The following is a 16,746-nucleotide window of genomic DNA, read 5'->3' as shown; positions in this document are numbered from 1 at the left end:
TACGGCTCCTCGATCGTAGTGAAGCCCGGGGCCGGTGCGAGGCACATCACGGACATGTGGCCTCAGCGCCCGGCTACCGGCCGGTTACGATCAATCGGGTGGTAGGCGTGGGAATGATGCGCCGGCTCGGGGTCACGGCGCTCGGACTGCGGAACGGCCCCCACCGTGTGACGGTCGAGCGGGACCTGGAGGTCCCCGCCGCCGACGGCGTGACGCTGCTGGCCGACCGGTACGCCCCGGCCGACGTCGAGCGGGCTCCGACGGTGCTCGTCCGCTCCCCCTACGGGCGGCGCGGGCCGTTCGGGCTGATGTGCGGGCAGGCGTTCGCGTCGCACGGGTTCCAGGCCGTGGTGCAGAGCGCCCGCGGCGGCTTCGGCTCGGGCGGCGTCTTCGAGGCGCTGGACGAGCGCGAGGACGGCCTCGCCACCATCGAGTGGCTCACGTCCCAGCCCTGGTTCGGCGGCACGTTCGCCATGCACGGCCCGAGCTACCTCGGCTACGTCCAGTGGGCCGTCGCCGCCGAGGCCGGACCCGAGCTCAAGGCCCTGTCGATGCAGGTCACGGCCTCCACGTTCCGGGACGCCGTCAACGTCGGCGGCACCTTCGCCCTCGAATCCGCGCTCATCTGGGTGGACCTGACCGCGCGGATGAAGAACTCCCTCTCCGGCATCACCACCGGCATCATGTCGCCGCGCCGCGCCCGCCGCGCCACCCTGTCGGGACGTCCCCTCGCCGAGCTGGACCGGCTCGCGACCGGCGCACAGCAGCGGTTCTTCCAGGACCTCCTGGTCAACGGGCCCGACACGCCGTTCTGGGACAAGCGCGACTTCAGCCCCACCGTCTCCCGGGTCACCGCCCCGGTGAACATGACGGGCGGCTGGTACGACATCTTCCTGCCCTGGCAGATCAAGGACTACGCCGCGCTCCGCGCCGCCGGGCAGCGCCCCTACCTCACCATCGGCCCCTGGTTCCACGCCGACCAGCGCATGATGCGCGGCTCCGTCTCCGACTCCATCAGGTGGTTCCGCGCGCACCTGCTGGACGACCCGTCCGAGCTGCGCGACAACCCCGTCCGGCTCTTCATCACCGGCGCGGACGAGTGGCGGGAGTTCCCCGACTGGCCCGTCCCCGGGATGCGGGAGGAACGCTGGCACCTCCAGCCCGAGGGCGCCCTGTCCCCCGCCGCGCCGCCCGAGTCCGCCCCGGACACCTACCGGTACGACCCGAACCACCCGACCCCGTTCCTCGGCGGCCCGACCCTGCTCGGCGAGACCCGCCCGTCCACCGACCAGAAACGCCTGGAACGCCGCCGCGACGTGCTGACCTTCACCTCCGACGTCCTCGACGACGACCTGGAGATCATCGGCCCGGTCACCGCGGACCTGCACATCCGCTCCAACCGCGAGCACACCGACTTCGTCGTCCGGCTCTGCGACGTCACCCCGGACGGCGAGTCGCTGAACCTCTGCGAGGGCATGCGCCGCCTCGTCCCCGGCACCCCGGAGCCCGGCCCCGACGGCGTCCGCCGCGTCGCCGTCGAACTGTGGCCCGCGGGCCACCGCTTCCGCCGCGGCCACCGCGTCCGCGTCCAGGTCGCCAGCGGCGCCTACCCCCGCATCGCCCGCAACCCCGGCACCGGCGCCCCGATGGGCACCGCCACCGAAATGCTCACCGCCGACCAGGGGATCTTCCACACCCCCGCCCACCCGTCAGCCATCACCCTCCCCATAACCCCCTGAACCCTCTACTTTTGGGCGCGGAGGGCTGCCAGGGCCTTGTCGGCGTGGGTGTTCATGCGGATCTCGCTCTTGACGACCGCCAGGACGCGGCGGTCGGGGGCGATGACGAAGGTCTGGCGCTTGGTGGGCATGAGGGCCAGGCCGCGCTTGACGCCGAAGGCGGCGCGGACCTCGCCGGAGGGGTCGGACAGGAGCGGGTAGCCGAAGGAGTGCTTGTCGGCGAACTCCTTCTGCTTGGCGACCGGGTCGGCGCTGATGCCGACGGGGTGCGCGCCGACCTCGGCGAGTTCGGCGACCAGGTCGCGGAAGTGGCAGGCCTCGGCGGTGCAGCCGGGGGTCATGGCGGCCGGGTAGAAGAACAGGACCACGGGGCCCTGCTCCAGCAGGCCGCTCAGGGTGCGGGGCTCGCCCGTCTCATCGGGGAGTTCGAAGTCGTCAACGACGTCACCGACGTTCATGGGACGAACCTAGCGGAACGCGGTTCGGTTCGAGGAGGGCGGCGACGTCGCGGGACGTCCAGTGGCCGTGCGCGCCGGGGCGGGCGGCCAGGTAGGACGCGGCGCGCTCGGGGGGCCAGCCGTGGGCCTCGCGCAGGCCGTGGCCGAGCATCGCCAGGTAGGAGGCGGACGGCGGGTTGGGCGGGGCGGGCGCCGGCGAGGTGAAGGTGAGCATGGGGCGGCCCGCGCGCTCGCCGACCTTCAGGACGGTCTCGTAGCGGCCCGGGCCGATCCGCTGGCGGCCGTGCGCGACGGCCTCCGAGAGGTCGTGGTCGGTGCCGGTGTCGCGGCGCATCTCCTGGGAGAGGACGTCGCAGAACTGGCGCCGGGTGAGCAGGTAGGCGCGGGCGGCGGCGCGCCCGGGGAGGGCCGGGTCGTAGAAGGCCATGCCGCCGCCCCAGGTCAGGGACGTGTGCGCGAAGTAGATGCCGCCCGGCACCGTGATCGACTGCTCGGCGCGGGCGGGGCGGGGGTCGCGGCAGCCGGTGTGGTGGCGGGCGCCGCCGCGCGGACGGCCGCCGGACAGGTAGCACGCGAACCTCTCGCGGAAGAGGTTCGAGCCGTACGCCACATACCAGAGGGGTTCGTCATTCATCTGGTCCAGTATCCCCGCAGGTGGGCGGTGCTTCGCGGAGTGCGGGCCCGCCCGAGATCCGATTCGTCAGGTTTGACGGAGAGGGCGGGCGGATATGACAATGGCCGAGCAGGTGTCTACGACGCAGATACCTCCGAGCTTCCCCTGTGTAGTCCCGGAGGATCCGTCATGCACCGCCCTTTGAACATTGCTCTCGTGTCCGCCTCCGACCTTGACGGCGAACACCTGCAGTCAGTCCACGTCCGGGATCTCGCTCGTTCGCTCACCCGTCCGCTGATCGCCGACGGGGAGCCCAACCAGGTCACGGTCTACACGCGCCGGCAGGACCGGTCCGTGCGCGGTCGCGTCCGGCTGGCACCGGGCGCCGCGCTCGTCCACCTCGACGCGGGCCCCCCGCGCCCCCTGTCCGACGACGAGCTGCTCCAGCACCTGCGCGACTTCGCCGACGGGCTCCGGCGCCGCTGGTCCGGCGCCGGACGTCCCGACATCGTGCACGCGCACGGCTGGATCGGCGGCCTCGCCGCCTGCGCCGTCGCCCGCGAGCTGGGCATCCCGTTCGCGCAGAGCTACCACGGCGTGTCGGCCGCCGAGCGCCGCGCCGGGCGCCAGGTGCACCCGCACCGCGACCGGCTGGAGAAGGCCATCGGCCGGGACGCCGACGTGGTGCTCGCCGGGCACGAGGAGGAGGCCGGCGCGGTCGTGCGGATGGGCGTGCCCCGCCCGTCGGTCTCCGTCGTCCCCTACGGCGTGGACGGCGAGCAGTTCGCGCAGGTCGGGCCCGCGATGCCGCACGGCGGCCGGCCCCGCCTCGTGATGGTCTGCGACGACCTGGAGGCCGGGGACGTGGAGACCGGGATGCGCGCCCTCGTGCACGTGCCGGACGCCGAGCTGGCCGTCGCCGGCGGCCCCGCCCGCGAGGACCTGGAGAGCGACGCCACCGTGCACCGCCTCCGGACGCTCGCCAAGGAGCTGCACGTCGCCGACCGGGTCATCTTCCTCGGCCGGCTCCCCCGCAAGAACCTGCCGAAGCTGCTGCGGACAGCGAGCCTCGCGCTCTGCCTGACCCCGCGCCAGCCGTGCCCGTCGATGCCGCTGGAGGCGATGGCCTGCGGCGTCCCCGTCGTGGCGACGCCGTCCGGCGCGAACGCCGACGAGGTCCTCGACCACATCACCGGCCTGCACGTCCCGCCGGGGCGGCCGGTCGTGGTCGGCCGCGCGATCCGCACCCTGCTGGCGGAGGAGACCACCCTGCACGGCTACTCGATCGCCGCCGCGGACCGGGCCCGCTCCCGCTACTCGCTGGAGCGCGTCGCCGCCGAGACGCTGCGCGCGTACCAGAAGGTCCTGCCCGTCCCCGAGCCCGAGCCCGAGCCGGAGGCCGAGGACGCGGCGGAGCACGACGCCGACAGGACCCCCGCCCTGGCCGGCTGACGAGCCCCGCCCCGCGGGCCCCGGATCCTCACCGGAATCCGGGGCCCGTTCACGTTCCCGCCGATGGGATACTCAACGGGATGACCGGAAGGGGCGTTCGGTGCTGATCGGCAGAACGGCGGAGCTGGCCGAGCTGTCCGCGGCGCTGGACCGCGCCGCCGCGGGCGCCGCCGGCGTGGTGCTCGTCAGCGGGGACGCCGGGGTCGGCAAGACGCACCTGGTGTCCACGCTCACCGAGGACGCCCGCGGCAAGGGCTTCGCCGTGCTCGTCGGGCAGTGCGCCGAGCTGGGCGAGAGCATGCCGTACCTGCCGCTGACGGACGCGCTGTGGACGGCCGCGCAGGCCGGCACGGCCGAGGCGGGCGACGTCAAGGCCGCGCTCGCCGCCCGCCCCGTCCTCGGGCGCCTGCTGCCGGACGGCGACGGCGGTCCCGGCGCGGCGTCCGAGCTGGCGCAGCAGCAGCTGTTCGGGGCGGTCCTCGGGCTGCTCGGCGAGCTGGGCAACGACCGGCCCGTCCTGCTCGTCCTGGAGGACCTGCACTGGGCCGACCGGTCGACGCGGCACCTGCTGACGTTCCTCAGCCGCGTGCTGCAGCGCGAGCGCGTCTGCCTCGTCGGGACCTACCGGTCGGACGACCTGCACCGGCGGCATCCGCTGCGGCCGGTGGTGGCGGAGCTGCTGCGGCTGCCGAACGTGACCGGCGTCGAGGTCCGGCCGTTCGGCGCGGGCGAGACCGCCGAGTACCTCGCCGAGCTGTCGCGCGGGTCCGCGCCGGTGACGGCGGACGTGGTCGAGCGGGTGCACCGGCGCTCGGAGGGCAACCCGTTCTACGCGGCCGAGCTGTACTCCTCCGGCCTGGACGACCGCGACGACGGGACGGCGGAGCTGCCGTCCGGGCTCGCCGACCTGCTGCTGTCGCGGATGGAGCGGCTCTCCGACGGCGGCCAGCGCGTGGTGCGGGTCGCGGCGGTCGCCGGGCGCCGCGTCGACGACGAGCTCGTCCGGCGGGTGTCCGGCCTGGACGAGGCGGCGGTCGGCGAGGCGCTGCGCGAGGTGGTGTCGCACCAGCTGCTCGTCCCGTCCGGCGCGGGGTACACGTTCCGGCACGCGCTGCTGCGGGAGGCCGTCTACGCCGACCTGCTGCCGGGCGAGCGGACCCGGCTGCACGCCGACTTCGCCCGCCTCCTCGCGGACCTCCCGGAGGGGACGCGCGGCTCGGCGGCGGAGCTGGCGCACCACAGCCTCGCCGCGCACGACCTGCCGGCGGCGTTCGCCGCGTCCGTCCGGGCGGGGCGGGAGGCCGACCGGCTGGGTGCCCCCGCCGAGGCGTTCGAGCACTACGAGCGGGCGCTGGAGCTGTGGGAGGCGGTCCCGGAGCCGGAGGCCGCCGCCGGGACGGACCGGCTGCGGCTGTCGCTCACCGCCGCCCAGGCGTCCGCGCGGGCCGGCGAGCTGCGGCGGGCGGTGCACCGGCTGCGCCGCATGCTGACCGTGATCGACCCCGCCGACGTGCGCCTCGGCTCCCGCATCCGCGAGCACCTCGCCGCCTACCTCGGCGACATCGACGAGGACGAGGAGTCGCAGGCGGTGGCGCGGGAGGCGGTCGCGATGCTGCCCGCCGACCCGCCGACCGTCGAGCGCGCCGACGCGCTCGCCACCTACGCCCGGACGCTGCTCTACCGGGACCGCGACGGGGAGATGCCCGCGTACGCCGAGAAGGCGATCGAGGCGGCGCGGGCGGCCGGGGCCACCGGCGCCGAGGCCAGCCTGCTGGTCACGCTCGGCGTGCACCGGGAGTCGCGGGAGGCCGACACCGGCGTCGCCGAGGTGTTCGCGCGGGCGCACGAGCTGGCCGCGGCGGACGACGACAACTCCATGATCGCGATGCGGGCGGCGTTCCACTACGCGCGGACCAAGTTCGACCGCGGCGACCTCGCGGGCGCGGTCCGGGCCGCCGACGAGGGGGTGAAGTACGCCCTCGACAAGGGGATCGCGTGGAGCACGTTCGGGACCGTGCTGCGCTCCCTGCGGTTCCTCGTCCACTACACCTCGGGCGACTGGACGGAGGCGGGCCGGCTCGCCGACGAGTTCGCGATCCAGGTCGACCGGTCGACCGGGGGGCACGTGTCCGCGTACGCCCTGTTCCTCGACGTCGCGCAGGGCACGCCGACGGTCGAGGAGCGGCTGCGCTGGATCCTGCCGCTGTGCCCGCGGGACCCGTTCATCAACTACCTCGCACGCGGGCTCGCCGCCGAGCACGCCCTGTGGCGGGGCGACCCCGACACCGCGGCCGGCCATGTCCGCGACGTCCTCGGCACCGTCTACCGCGAGTCGATCGGCGCCATCCGGATCGCCGCGACGGGGCTGTGGGCGGAGGCCGACCGGGCCGCCCGCGCCCGCGCCGCCGGCGACGAGGACGCGGTCCGGGCGGCGGCGGAGACCGGTGACCGGCTGCTCCAGGCGGCGCGCGGCGTCGTCGCGGTCGACGTCCACGGGCACCCGCGCACCTGGATCGGCGGGGAGGGGCAGGGCTGGCTGGCCCGCGCCGAGGCCGAACGCAGGCGCGTGGACGGGGTGCACGACGTCGGCCTGTGGCGCCGGACCGCGGACCTGTTCACCTTCGGCGACCCGGACGGCGGGTTCGTCTACGAGGTGGCGCGCTCCCGGTGGCGGCTGGCGGAGGCCCTGGTCGAGAACGGCGACCGCGAGGCCGCCGCCGAGGAGTGGCGAGCGGCCGTCGAGGCCGCCGAACGCCTCGGCGCGCGGCCGCTGCTCGCCGCCCTGCGCGACCTCGGCGCCCGCGCCCGCCTCACCGCCGGGCGCCCGGCGCGCCCCGAGCCGTCCGGCCCCCTGGCCTCGCTGACCGGCCGCGAGCGCGAGGTCCTGAAACTCGTCGCCGAGGGGCACAACAACAGGGAGATAGCGGCGACCCTGTTCATCTCCCCCAAGACGGCCAGCGTCCACGTCTCCAACATTCTCGCGAAACTGAACGCGACCAGCCGCACCCAGGCCGCCGCCATCGCCCACCGCGAAGGCATCTGAATTACCGTGATCTTGCAATTTCCCGGGGCGCTGAGTACTCTTCGACGCGTGACTGCCGGGTCGGCCTTGGGCCATGAGCGAGTGAGGTTCCCGGCCTCCGAGTGAGGCCGGGGCGGGCACGCGGCCCGCCTTTCCACTCGCGTTCCTCTCTCTCACCTGTCGCGCCGAGCGCGACGTCATCGGGCATGCCCGCTTTTCCGGCATGCCCTCAAAAACCCTTTCCCAAGCCATAGGCGCATGGCATCCCTGTGGCTCTGTTCAGCATGCCCGAAAACAATTCAGGAGACAGATGGATTTCAATACCCGGATCATCGAGGAGTTCCGCGCGAACGGCGGGCGGGTCGGCGGCCCGTTCGAGGGCGGGCGGCTGCTCCTGCTGACGACGACCGGGGCGCGGACCGGCGCCCCGCACACGACGCCGCTCGGGTACCTGCCGGACGGCCTCGGCCGCGTCCTCGTCATCGCCTCCGCGGGCGGGGCGCCGAAGAACCCGGCGTGGTTCCACAATCTCGTCGCCGACCCGCGGGTCACGGTGGAGAGCGGCTCCTTCGCCTACGAGGCGGACGCCGTCGTCCTCGCGGGGGACGAACGCGACCGCGCCTTCGCGCGTGCCGTGGAGGCCGATCCCGGATGGGCCGGCTACGAGAGCGAGTCGGGGCGGACGCTGCCCGTCGTCGCCCTGGTCCCGACCGTCTCCGGGCCGCCCGGCGGGCCGGAGACGCCCGGCGCGATGCTCCTGGCGGTGCACGACGCGTTCCGCGCTGAGCTCGCGCTGATCCGCAAGGAGGTCGCCGCGTCGGGCGCCGGGATCGGCGCGCAGCTGCGGATCAACTGCCTGACGCTGTGCCAGGGGCTCGGCAACCACCATCTGGGCGAGGACACGCAGATGTTCCCCGTCCTGGAACGGCTGCATCCGGGGCTCGCACCGCTGCTGGCGCGGCTGAGGAGCGAGCACGAGACGGTGAAGGAGCTGCTGGACGAGCTGCGCCGCGTCCTCGACGCCGGCGAGCCCGCGTCGCTGCTCGCCGAGGTGGAGCGGCTCACCGGAACGCTGGAGGCGCACCTGGACCGCGAGGAGGAGCGGCTCGTGCCGCTCCTCGACACGCTCGAGCTCTAGAGCAGGCCGCGGCCCGGGATCAGCGGGAGGTCGAGGGCCGTGAGGAGGCCGGGCGGCGCCTCGACGACGGCGGGGACGGCGTTGACCAGGCGCATCGCGGTGGCCTTCAGGCCGGCGGTGTTGTGGTCGCCGTCGGTGCCGAGCAGCCGCAGGTCGACCGTGTAGTTCGGCTCGCCGCGCACCTCGACGCGGTAGCAGCCGGCGCCGGCGGGCTGCGGCCAGTCGGGGGCGAGGTCGTCGCGCAGCCGGGTGACGTGCTCCAGGACGACGACGGCCTCGCCGCCGCGCATCCCCTTGACCTCGAAGCGCAGGGCGGCGGCGGTGCCCTTCCCGATCGTCCCGGAGGAGACGTCGAAGTCCTCGGGCGCCGGCAGCCGGGTGTGCTCCTCGTCGATCCCGTCGAGGTCCACGCCGAGCCCGGCGGCGATCTGCCGGACCACGCTCCCCCACGCCATGGTGAGAACGCCCGGCTGCAGCAGCATCGGCGTCTCGTCGAGGGGACGGCCGAAGCCCATGATGTCGAACAGCACGGTGCCCTGGTCGTAGGTGGCGTAGTTCAGGATCTCCATGCAGCGGACCTGCTCGATGCGCTCGCTGATGCCGGTGACGGCGAGGGGGAGCACGTCGTTGGCGAAGCCCGGGTCGATGCCGTTGACGAAGATCGACGCGCCGCCCGCGGCGGCCGCCTCCCGGACGGGGTCCGCCATCTCGGGCGGCACGACGCCGTCCGGGAACTGGAGGAACACCGGGCTGCTGGAGACCACGTTCACGCCGGCGCGCAGGATGCGGCACAGGTCGTCGAGCGCCTCCATGATCCGGACGTCCGCCATCGCGGTGTAGACGACGCAGTCGGGCCGCGCCGCGAGGAGCGCCTCGGCGTCGCCGGTGGCGGTGACGCCGAGGTCGCGGCCGAGGCCGGCGAGATCGCCCGCGTCGCGGCCGATCTTGGCCGGGGTGGAGACCCAGACGCCGGCGAGTTCGAGGTCGGGCCGGGCGTCGATGCCGGCGATCGCGTGCCGGCCGACGTTGCCGGTGCTCCATTGGACGACGCGGTACGTCACAGATCCTCCAGGCGCAGGTCGAGGTTCGGGGTCTCGATGCCGCCGTCCACGCGCAGGACGCCGCCGGTGACGTAGGCCGAGGCGGGCGAGGCGAGGTAGAGGACGGCGGCGGCGATGTCCTCGGGGACGCCGACGCGCCGCAGCGGCGTCCGCTCCTCCATCTCGGTGCGCAGCTCGTCGCTGGTCATGACGATGTCGAGCGCGGACGTCGCGACGGATCCGACGGCGATCGCGTTGACGCGGACGCGCGGGGCCAGGTCGAGCGCGGCGAGCCGGGTGTAGTGCGCGAGGGCGGCCTTGGCGGTGCCGTAGGCGAGGTAGCCGCGGCCCGCGATCCGGCCCATCACCGAGGAGATGTTGACGACGCTGCCGCCGTCCGCCGCGAGCAGGTGCGGGACGGCGGCGCGGGTCAGCGCGTGCGTCGTGCTGACGTTGAACTGGAACGCGTTCTCCAGCCTCCGCGGCGAGGTGTCCAGGAAGGGGACGGGCATCGCGCCGCCCATGTTGTTGACCACGATGTCGAGCCGGCCGAACTCGCCGGCGGCGCGGTCGGCCAGCCCGGCGGCGGCATCCGGATCGCTGAGGTCGGCGGGCACGACGAGCGCCCGGCGCCCGGCCGCCTCGATCTCGCCTGCCACCTTGCGCAGCTGCTCCTCGGTCCGGGAGGAGATCACCACGTCGGCGCCGGCCTCGGCGAGCGCCACCGCGGTGGCCGCGCCGATGCCGCGCCCGGCGCCGGTCACCACCGCGACCCTGCCCTCGATGCGGAACCGGTCCCAGATCACCGGCGTCACCTCCGGTCCGTCGCGTCACTGCCCGCACAGCCTACGCAGAATGTAGAACGTGTTTCAATAAGTTGGGCGGACCGGTCAGGCGAGGAAGTCGAACCGGACGCCGGCCCCGGCGTCGAGGGCCGCGCGGTAGGCCGTCCAGCTCAGCGCGAGGTCCTGCCAGGGCAGCCCGACCGGCGCGTACACGGTGACCTCGTCGCCCTTCACCCGTCCGGGCACCTGGCCGCGCAGGAGGTCGCGCAGCGTCCCGGCCGCGTGCTTGACGTCCAGCCCGGCGTCGGCCAGCACGCCCATCTCGACGGCGAGCGGGACGTCGTCCACCACGACGCGGGCGCCCTCCAGCAGGTCGGCGCCCAGTTCCGCCTTGCCGGGCTCGTCCGCGCCGAGGGAGGTGATGTGCGTCCCGCGCGCCACGTCGGCGGCGTGCAGGAGCGGGCGGCGCGCCCAGGTCGCCATGACGACGATCCCGGCGTCCCGGACGGCGGCGCGCGGGTCCGCCGCGACCGCCGCGGGCACGCCCAGCCGGTCGCCGTGCCGCCCGGCGAAGTCCGCGGCGCGCCCGGCGTCCAGGTCGCAGACGGCGAGGCCGCGCACCTCCCGGAGCTCGCCCAGCCCGCGCAGGACCAGCTCAGCCTGCGCCCCCGCGCCGATCACCGCGACCTCGCCGGCGTCCGGGCGGGCCAGCGCGTGCGTGCCGAGCGCGGCGGCGAGGCCGGTGCGCCAGGCGGTGACGGTCGCCGAGTCGAGCTGCGCGAGCAGCTCGCCGGTGCCGAGGTCGTGCAGGCAGACGACGCCGCGCAGCGCCGGGCGGCTGCCGGGGAACTTGGCGTTCACCTTGACCGTGTAGGCGGGGATCTCCTCGACCAGTCCCGGCATCAGCGCCGTCGCCGTGCCCTGGCCGGGCAGTTTCGCGATCACGCGGCGGGCGGCCGGGCCGCCGTCCACCGCCCGGAAGCCGCGGCGCAGCGCGTCCAGGCACACCTCCGGGACGAGCAGCGCCTCAAGGTCGGAACGGGTCAAAAGGAGCGTCACCGGACCATTCTCCCGTTCCGGTGGCCCGGCGTCACCACCGCGGTCACCGGCGACCGGTGACGAGCGCGTCCCAGTCGGTGAGCCAGTCGTTGCCCGCGTCGTCGACGAACGACCCCGGCGGCGGGGTGACCCCGTGCTCGCGCAGCCATCCCCCGGGGCGCCGCATCGAGGGCCGCAGCCGCCCGTCGCTCGGCATCAGCTGCGGCGGGATCGGCGCCGGCTTCGGCGGCGGCCCCTGCGGCTCGGCGGCGGCGCCGGCGACGTCCTTCTCCTCGGCCATGCCGATCGGCCCCTGGCGGCGGGCGTTGAAGAACTGGTCGACCGCCGGGTGCGGGCTGGACAGCACCATCTCCCGCGGCCCGAACATCACCAGGCCGCGGCGGAACAGCAGGCCGAGGTTGTCCGGCAGGACGCGCGCGGTGCCGATGTCGTGCGTGACGATCAGGAAGGTGGCGCCGAGCTCGGTGTTGAGGTCGACGAACAGCTGGTTGAGGTAGGCGGTGCGGACGGGGTCCAGCCCGGAGTCCGGCTCGTCCGCCAGGATGATCTCGGGGTCCAGCACGAGGGCGCGGGCGAGCCCGGCGCGCTTCTTCATCCCGCCGGAGATCTCGCCGGGCAGCTTGTCCTCCGCGCCGGTGAGCCCGACCATGTCCATCTTCTCCAGCACGATGCGCCGGATCTCCGCCTCGCCCTTCTTGGTGTGCTCGCGCAGGGGGAAGGCGATGTTGTCGTAGATGTTCATGGAGCCGAACAGGGCGCCGTCCTGGAACAGCACCCCGAACTGGCGGCGCAGCTCGTAGAGGTCGTTCTCGCGCAGCCGCGGGACGTCGCCGCCGCCGACGTAGACGTGGCCCCGGTCGGGACGCAGCAGCCCGACCAGGTTCTTGAGGAACACCGACTTCCCGGTTCCGGACGGCCCGAGCAGGGCGGAGATCTCGCCCGCCGGGATGGTGAAGGACACGTCCTCCCAGATGACCTGCCGCCCGAACGACTTCCTGAGCCCTTCCACCCGGATCTCGACACCCATGGGCACTCCCGAGCCGGGGGAACCGGGGGCGGGGGATCCGCGTCATATGTCCGGCCCCCCGTCGCCTCCGACCCTACGTCCGGGAGGCCGCGCCGGGGAGACCCATTGGACCTACCGTCCAGTCATGGACCGGCCAAACGGGTCATCCTGCCCGAGTTTCGGGCACGCATCGCGCACCCATTGTGACAAGCCGTACCGGGACGTTTAGTCACTTTCTCGCCTTACGCCAACGTTCAGGATTCTTCCAGCATGTCCCGTGACCTCCGGCGCACCAACACGGGTGCGCCCAATCCCCCCTGGAGGCACAGTGAAGATCCGTTCCACCCGCATCGGCGGCGCCGCCACGGCCGTCACCGTGGCGGCGTCGGGGCTGCTGGCGACGGCACTCGTCGCCGGTCCCGCCGATGCGTCCCTCGACGCGCCCACCGGGCGCGTCACCACCCTGTCCGACACCGGCGGGGTGGCCGCGAAGCTGGCGCGGCAGCTCGGTGGCCGCAGCGCCGGCGCCTACGTGGACCAGGCCACCCAGAACCTGGTGGTCACGGTGACCGACGCGAAGGCCGCCCAGGCGGTCCGCGCCGCCGGCGCCGTGCCCAAGAGCGTCACGCGCAGCGGTGCCGACCTGAAGAAGGTCATGTCGGCGCTCAAGCGCGAGGCGACCGTCCCGGGCACCGCCTGGGCCGTCGACCCGGCCGCCAACCAGGTCGTCCTCACCATGGACGGCACCGTCAAGGGCGCCGAGCTCAAGAAGGTGCAGGCCGCCGCCGCCAAGCAGGGCGCGGCCGTCCGGACCAAGAAGGTCGCGGGCGCGTTCCGCATGTTCGCCGCCGGTGGCGACCCCATCTACACCGGCAGCGCCCGCTGCTCGCTCGGCTTCAACGTCAAGAAGGGGAGCGAGTTCTTCTTCCTGACGGCCGGGCACTGCACCGAGGCGGGCTCGACGTGGACCGACGAGTCGGGAGCGACGCTCGGCAGCAACGCCGGCAGCAGCTTCCCCGGCGACGACTACGGCATCGTCAAGTACGACTCCGCCCCGGCCGACACCGAGGGCGGCGTCACCGTCAACGGGCAGTTCCAGGACATCACCGGTGCCGCCGAGGCCACGGTCGGGCAGACCGTGACCCGCAGCGGCAGCACCACCGGCGTCCACGACGGGCAGGTCACCGCGCTGGACCAGACGGTGAACTACCAGGAGGGCAGCGTCAGCGGCCTGATCCAGACGACGGTGTGCGCCGAGCCGGGCGACAGCGGTGGCCCGCTGTTCGCCGGGTCCAGCGCGCTCGGGCTGACGTCCGGCGGCAGCGGCAACTGCTCGTCCGGCGGCGTCACGTTCTTCCAGCCCGTGACCGAGCCGCTGTCGGAGTTCGGGGTCGAGATCTACTGACCCGGAACCCCGCAGGGTGACCTGACGGCCCGCCGGAGCTCCCAGGCGGCGGGACGCCTCGATGCCCGGCCCCGGTCCCTCGACCGCCCCCGGCGAGGGACCGGGGCCGAACCTTGTTCTGTTCCAGCGCGTACTGGCCGGTATCCCCCGACTGACCACGGCGGACGTTCCGAGCCTGCCAATGCCTTCGTCCCGAATTGGTCACCTTCTGCGTCTTACGCGCACCTTGACGGTTCTTACACCATGTCGATGACCTCCGGTGCACCACTCGGGTGCGCCCAATCCCCCGTGGAGGCACAAGTGAAGATCCGTCACAGGCGCGTCGGCGCCGCGGCCGTCACCACGGCGGCGGCAGGCCTGGTGGCCGCCACCCTCGCCACCGCTCCCAGCGCGTCCGCGGCTCCGGCCGCACCCGCCGCCCCGCCCGCTCCCGGCACCGTGGCGACGAAGCTCGCGCAGCAGCTCGGCTCCAGCACCGCCGGCTCCTACCTCAAGGGCGGCACGCTGGTGGTCACGGTGACCGACGCGAAGGCCGCCCAGGCGGTCCGCGCCGCCGGCGCCGTGCCCAAGACCGTCACGCGCAGCGGCACCGACCTGAAGAAGGTCATGTCGGCACTCAAGCGCGAGGCGACCGTCCCGGGCACCGCCTGGGCCGTCGACCCGGCCAGCAACCAGGTCGTCCTCACCATGGACGGCACCGTCAAGGGCGCCAAGCTCAAGAAGGTGCAGGCCGCCGCCGCCAAGCAGGGCGCGGCCGTCCGCACGGAGAGGGTCGCCGGGTCGTTCCGGACGTTCACCCTCGGCGGCGAGGCCATCTACACCGGTGGCGCCCGCTGCTCGCTGGGCTTCAACGTCCGGAGCGGGAGCACGTACTACTTCGTCACCGCCGGGCACTGCACCAACATCGGCACCACCTGGACCGACGGGTCCGGGCGGACGCTCGGCCGCACCGTCGCCAGCAGCTTCCCCGGCAACGACTACGGCGTCGTGCAGTACACCTCGACCCCGACCGACACCGCGGGCGCCGTCCAGCTGTACAGCGGCTCCCGCAACATCACCGGCTCCGCGAACGCCACGGTCGGCCAGACCGTGTACCGCAGCGGCAGCACCACCGGCCTGCACAACGGCCGGGTGACGGCGCTCAACCAGACCGTGAACTACCAGGAGGGCAGCGTCAGCGGCCTGATCCGCACCACGGTCTGCGCGGAGCCGGGCGACAGCGGCGGCTCGCTGTTCGCCGGGTCCACGGCGCTCGGCCTGACCTCGGGCGGCAGCGGCAACTGCTCCTCGGGCGGGACGACGTTCTTCCAGCCCGTCACCGAGGTGCTGAACCGCTACGGGCTCAGCGTCTACTGACCAAGGAGGCTCCCATGAGCGGCGGGCCGTCCCCACACGGACTCCGTGGGGGCGGCCCGCCCGGGTGTTCAGCCCAGCGCCGGGACCTCCAGCGCGCGGTGGATCTCGCCGATCACGGCCGGCCGCTGCTCGGCGAGGTAGAAGTGGCCGCCCGGGAGCACCTTCAGCGCGAACCGCCCGTCGGTGACCTGCTCCCAGCCGCGGGCCTGGCCGGGGGTGACGTGCGGGTCGGAGTCCCCGATGATCGCGGTGACCGGGACCGCCAGCCGCGTCCCGTCCTTGTGCGCGTAGTCCTCGATCAGCGCGAAGTCGTTGCGGACGTACGGGAGGACGAGCTCGCGCAGCTCCGGGTCCCGCAGCGCGTCGGCGTCGGTGCCGCCGAGCTTGATCATCTCGGCGACGACGCCGTCGTCGTCCTGGTCCGCGACGCGGTCGTCGCCGCGGTCGTGCGGCGGCCGGGCACCGGAGGCGAACACGTGCGCGGGCGCGCTGCCCCGCTCCTGCAGCAGCCGCGCCACCTCGTAGGCGAGGACGGCGCCCATGCTGTGCCCGAACAGCGCGGCGGGACGGTCCATCAGCGGGGCCATCGCCCCCGCGATGAGCCGGGCGAGCTGGTGCGCGTCGGTGACGAGCGCGTCCGCCATCCGGTCGGCGCGCCCCGGGTACTGGACGGTGTGCATCTCGACGGCCGGGCTGACCTCCTTGGCCCACGTCCGGTAGAACACTGCCGACCCGCCCGCGTGCGGAAGGCAGAACAGCCGCAGCGACGCCCACGGCCGCGTCTCGGGGCAGCGGAACCAGGTCACGTGATCAACTCCTCCTCCTCGTGGCGGCGGGACGCCACGCGCGGGTCGTGCGGGAGCGGCCACGGCGCGACCCGCGGGTCCGGGACGAGCTTCGGCGCGGTGCTCTCCGCCGCCACCTTAAAGCCCCGGCGCCGGTAGTTGGCGATCGCGTTCGGATGGTCGAGGCTGCTGGTGCGCAGCCACACCCGGGACGCGGGCCCGGAGTCCACCGCCCACAGCTCCCCGCGCTGCCACGCGCGGCGCGTGCACTGCTCGACGAGGTAGCCGCCGTACCCGCGGCCGACGAACGCGGGCGTGAGCCCGACCAGGTGGATCTCGGTGTCGCCGCCCGGCTGCGCCTCGATCTCGAAGAAGCCGGCGATCGTCCCCTCGGCCATCGCGATCCAGGTGGACAGCTCGGGGCGGTCCACCCAGGCGCGCCAGCGCGCGTACGTCCAGGGGAAGCGGTCCGTCCAGCAGACGCGGGCGCCGACCGCCGCGTACAGGGCGCGGCTGACGTCGGCGGACGGCACGCCCGCCAGGGTGAAGGTCATCTCGACGCCCGGCAGCGGCGCGGGACGCAGGTCGGCGGCGTCCCGCATCTCCATCTCCCACTCGGCGACGGCGGGGATCTCCAGAGCGGCGCCTCCCGGAGGCGAGGCCCGGCCCCCTTCAGTCACCCATCGCCTCGATGAGGCTCTTCGGCCGCATGTCGGTCCAGTGCTCGTTGATGTAGTCGAGGCACGCCTGGCGGGTGTCCTCGTCCTTGGCCACCGTCCATCCGGCCGGGACCTCGGCGAAGGACGGCCACAGCGAGTGCTGGTTCTCGTCGTTGACGAGGACGACGTAGGTGCCGTCCGGGTCTTCGAAGGGGTTCGTCATCTGCGT

The 16,746-nt window shown here is 73.9% G+C and carries 15 protein-coding genes; 6 read left to right on the top strand and 9 right to left on the bottom strand.

All coding sequences use genetic code 11. From position 1 onward, the window contains the following. Positions 1-98: 98 nt before the first annotated feature. Positions 99-1,739: a CocE/NonD family hydrolase gene (locus BM339_RS08695; RefSeq protein ID WP_337959902.1), complete on the top strand. Its 1,641-nt coding sequence runs from the start codon at positions 99-101 to the stop codon at positions 1,737-1,739. Between the two features lie 5 nt (positions 1,740-1,744). Here the strand turns inward: BM339_RS08695 and BM339_RS08690 are convergent, their stop codons facing one another. Next, positions 1,745-2,197 carry a peroxiredoxin gene (locus tag BM339_RS08690; protein ID WP_021597539.1) on the bottom strand — a complete coding sequence of 151 codons (453 nt, stop codon included), beginning with the start codon at positions 2,195-2,197 and terminating at the stop codon, positions 1,745-1,747. Then, on the bottom strand, positions 2,184-2,831 hold the full coding sequence (locus tag BM339_RS08685) for a hypothetical protein (protein ID WP_024934730.1): 648 nt from the start codon (positions 2,829-2,831) through the stop codon (positions 2,184-2,186). Before BM339_RS08685 ends, BM339_RS08690 begins: the two co-directional genes overlap by 14 nt. A 195-nt stretch (positions 2,832-3,026) precedes the next feature. Here BM339_RS08685 and BM339_RS08680 point away from each other — a divergent pair, with 195 nt between their 5' ends. The 3 genes from BM339_RS08680 to BM339_RS08670 all read left to right on the top strand — a co-directional run bounded on the left by BM339_RS08680 (position 3,027) and on the right by BM339_RS08670 (position 8,422). Continuing rightward, positions 3,027-4,262 (top strand): glycosyltransferase, encoded by a 1,236-nt coding sequence (locus tag BM339_RS08680; RefSeq protein WP_021597541.1) that lies wholly within the window; start codon positions 3,027-3,029, stop codon positions 4,260-4,262. A 100-nt stretch (positions 4,263-4,362) separates the two neighbouring features. Beyond that, positions 4,363-7,305, top strand: a complete 2,943-nt coding sequence (locus BM339_RS52260) for a helix-turn-helix transcriptional regulator (RefSeq protein WP_075020450.1) — start codon at positions 4,363-4,365, stop codon at positions 7,303-7,305. A 289-nt stretch (positions 7,306-7,594) separates the two neighbouring features. After that, the gene (locus BM339_RS08670) at positions 7,595-8,422 is read left to right on the top strand and encodes a nitroreductase/quinone reductase family protein (protein WP_075020449.1); all 828 of its coding nucleotides are present in this window, start codon (positions 7,595-7,597) and stop codon (positions 8,420-8,422) included. On the opposite strand, the gene BM339_RS08665 is transcribed toward BM339_RS08670, so the two are convergent. The 4 genes from BM339_RS08665 to BM339_RS08650 all read right to left on the bottom strand — a co-directional run bounded on the left by BM339_RS08665 (position 8,419) and on the right by BM339_RS08650 (position 12,333). Then, positions 8,419-9,483 carry an NAD(P)H-dependent amine dehydrogenase family protein gene (locus tag BM339_RS08665; RefSeq protein ID WP_075020448.1) on the bottom strand — a complete coding sequence of 355 codons (1,065 nt, stop codon included), beginning with the start codon at positions 9,481-9,483 and terminating at the stop codon, positions 8,419-8,421. The two genes, BM339_RS08670 and BM339_RS08665, sit on opposite strands and share 4 nt — an antisense overlap. Then, positions 9,480-10,277: an SDR family oxidoreductase gene (locus BM339_RS08660; protein ID WP_218163599.1), complete on the bottom strand. Its 798-nt coding sequence runs from the start codon at positions 10,275-10,277 to the stop codon at positions 9,480-9,482. Before BM339_RS08660 ends, BM339_RS08665 begins: the two co-directional genes overlap by 4 nt. 75 nt (positions 10,278-10,352) lie before the next feature. After that, positions 10,353-11,306, bottom strand: coding sequence for an ornithine cyclodeaminase family protein (locus tag BM339_RS08655; RefSeq protein ID WP_021592626.1), 954 nt, complete (start codon positions 11,304-11,306; stop codon positions 10,353-10,355). A gap of 43 nt (positions 11,307-11,349) precedes the next feature. Beyond that, positions 11,350-12,333, bottom strand: coding sequence for an ABC transporter ATP-binding protein (locus BM339_RS08650; RefSeq protein ID WP_024934727.1), 984 nt, complete (start codon positions 12,331-12,333; stop codon positions 11,350-11,352). A gap of 307 nt (positions 12,334-12,640) precedes the next feature. Between BM339_RS08650 and BM339_RS08645 the strand changes: the two genes are divergently transcribed. Both BM339_RS08645 and BM339_RS08640 read left to right on the top strand, forming a co-directional pair. After that, positions 12,641-13,717, top strand: coding sequence for a S1 family peptidase (locus BM339_RS08645; RefSeq protein ID WP_075020447.1), 1,077 nt, complete (start codon positions 12,641-12,643; stop codon positions 13,715-13,717). A 300-nt stretch (positions 13,718-14,017) separates the two neighbouring features. Further along, positions 14,018-15,073, top strand: a complete 1,056-nt coding sequence (locus BM339_RS08640; protein WP_021592623.1) for a S1 family peptidase — start codon at positions 14,018-14,020, stop codon at positions 15,071-15,073. Between the two features lie 68 nt (positions 15,074-15,141). On the opposite strand, the gene BM339_RS08635 is transcribed toward BM339_RS08640, so the two are convergent. The 3 genes from BM339_RS08635 to BM339_RS08625 are packed head-to-tail and all read right to left on the bottom strand — an operon-like array spanning position 15,142 to position 16,740. After that, positions 15,142-15,879, bottom strand: coding sequence for a thioesterase II family protein (locus tag BM339_RS08635; protein WP_021592622.1), 738 nt, complete (start codon positions 15,877-15,879; stop codon positions 15,142-15,144). Then, a complete protein-coding gene (locus BM339_RS08630) occupies positions 15,876-16,538 on the bottom strand; it encodes a GNAT family N-acetyltransferase (RefSeq protein ID WP_256255270.1) in 663 nt (220 codons plus the stop codon). Before BM339_RS08630 ends, BM339_RS08635 begins: the two co-directional genes overlap by 4 nt. After that, on the bottom strand, positions 16,531-16,740 hold the full coding sequence (locus BM339_RS08625) for an MbtH family protein (RefSeq protein ID WP_021592620.1): 210 nt from the start codon (positions 16,738-16,740) through the stop codon (positions 16,531-16,533). Before BM339_RS08625 ends, BM339_RS08630 begins: the two co-directional genes overlap by 8 nt. Positions 16,741-16,746 lie beyond the last annotated feature (6 nt).

The sequence above is a fragment of the Actinomadura madurae genome, from assembly GCF_900115095.1.
In the GTDB taxonomy this organism is placed as follows: Bacteria; Actinomycetota; Actinomycetes; order Streptosporangiales; family Streptosporangiaceae; genus Spirillospora; species Spirillospora madurae.
The sequence above is the reverse complement of the archived record's forward strand: the minus strand, read 5'-3'. Positions and strand labels throughout refer to the sequence as shown.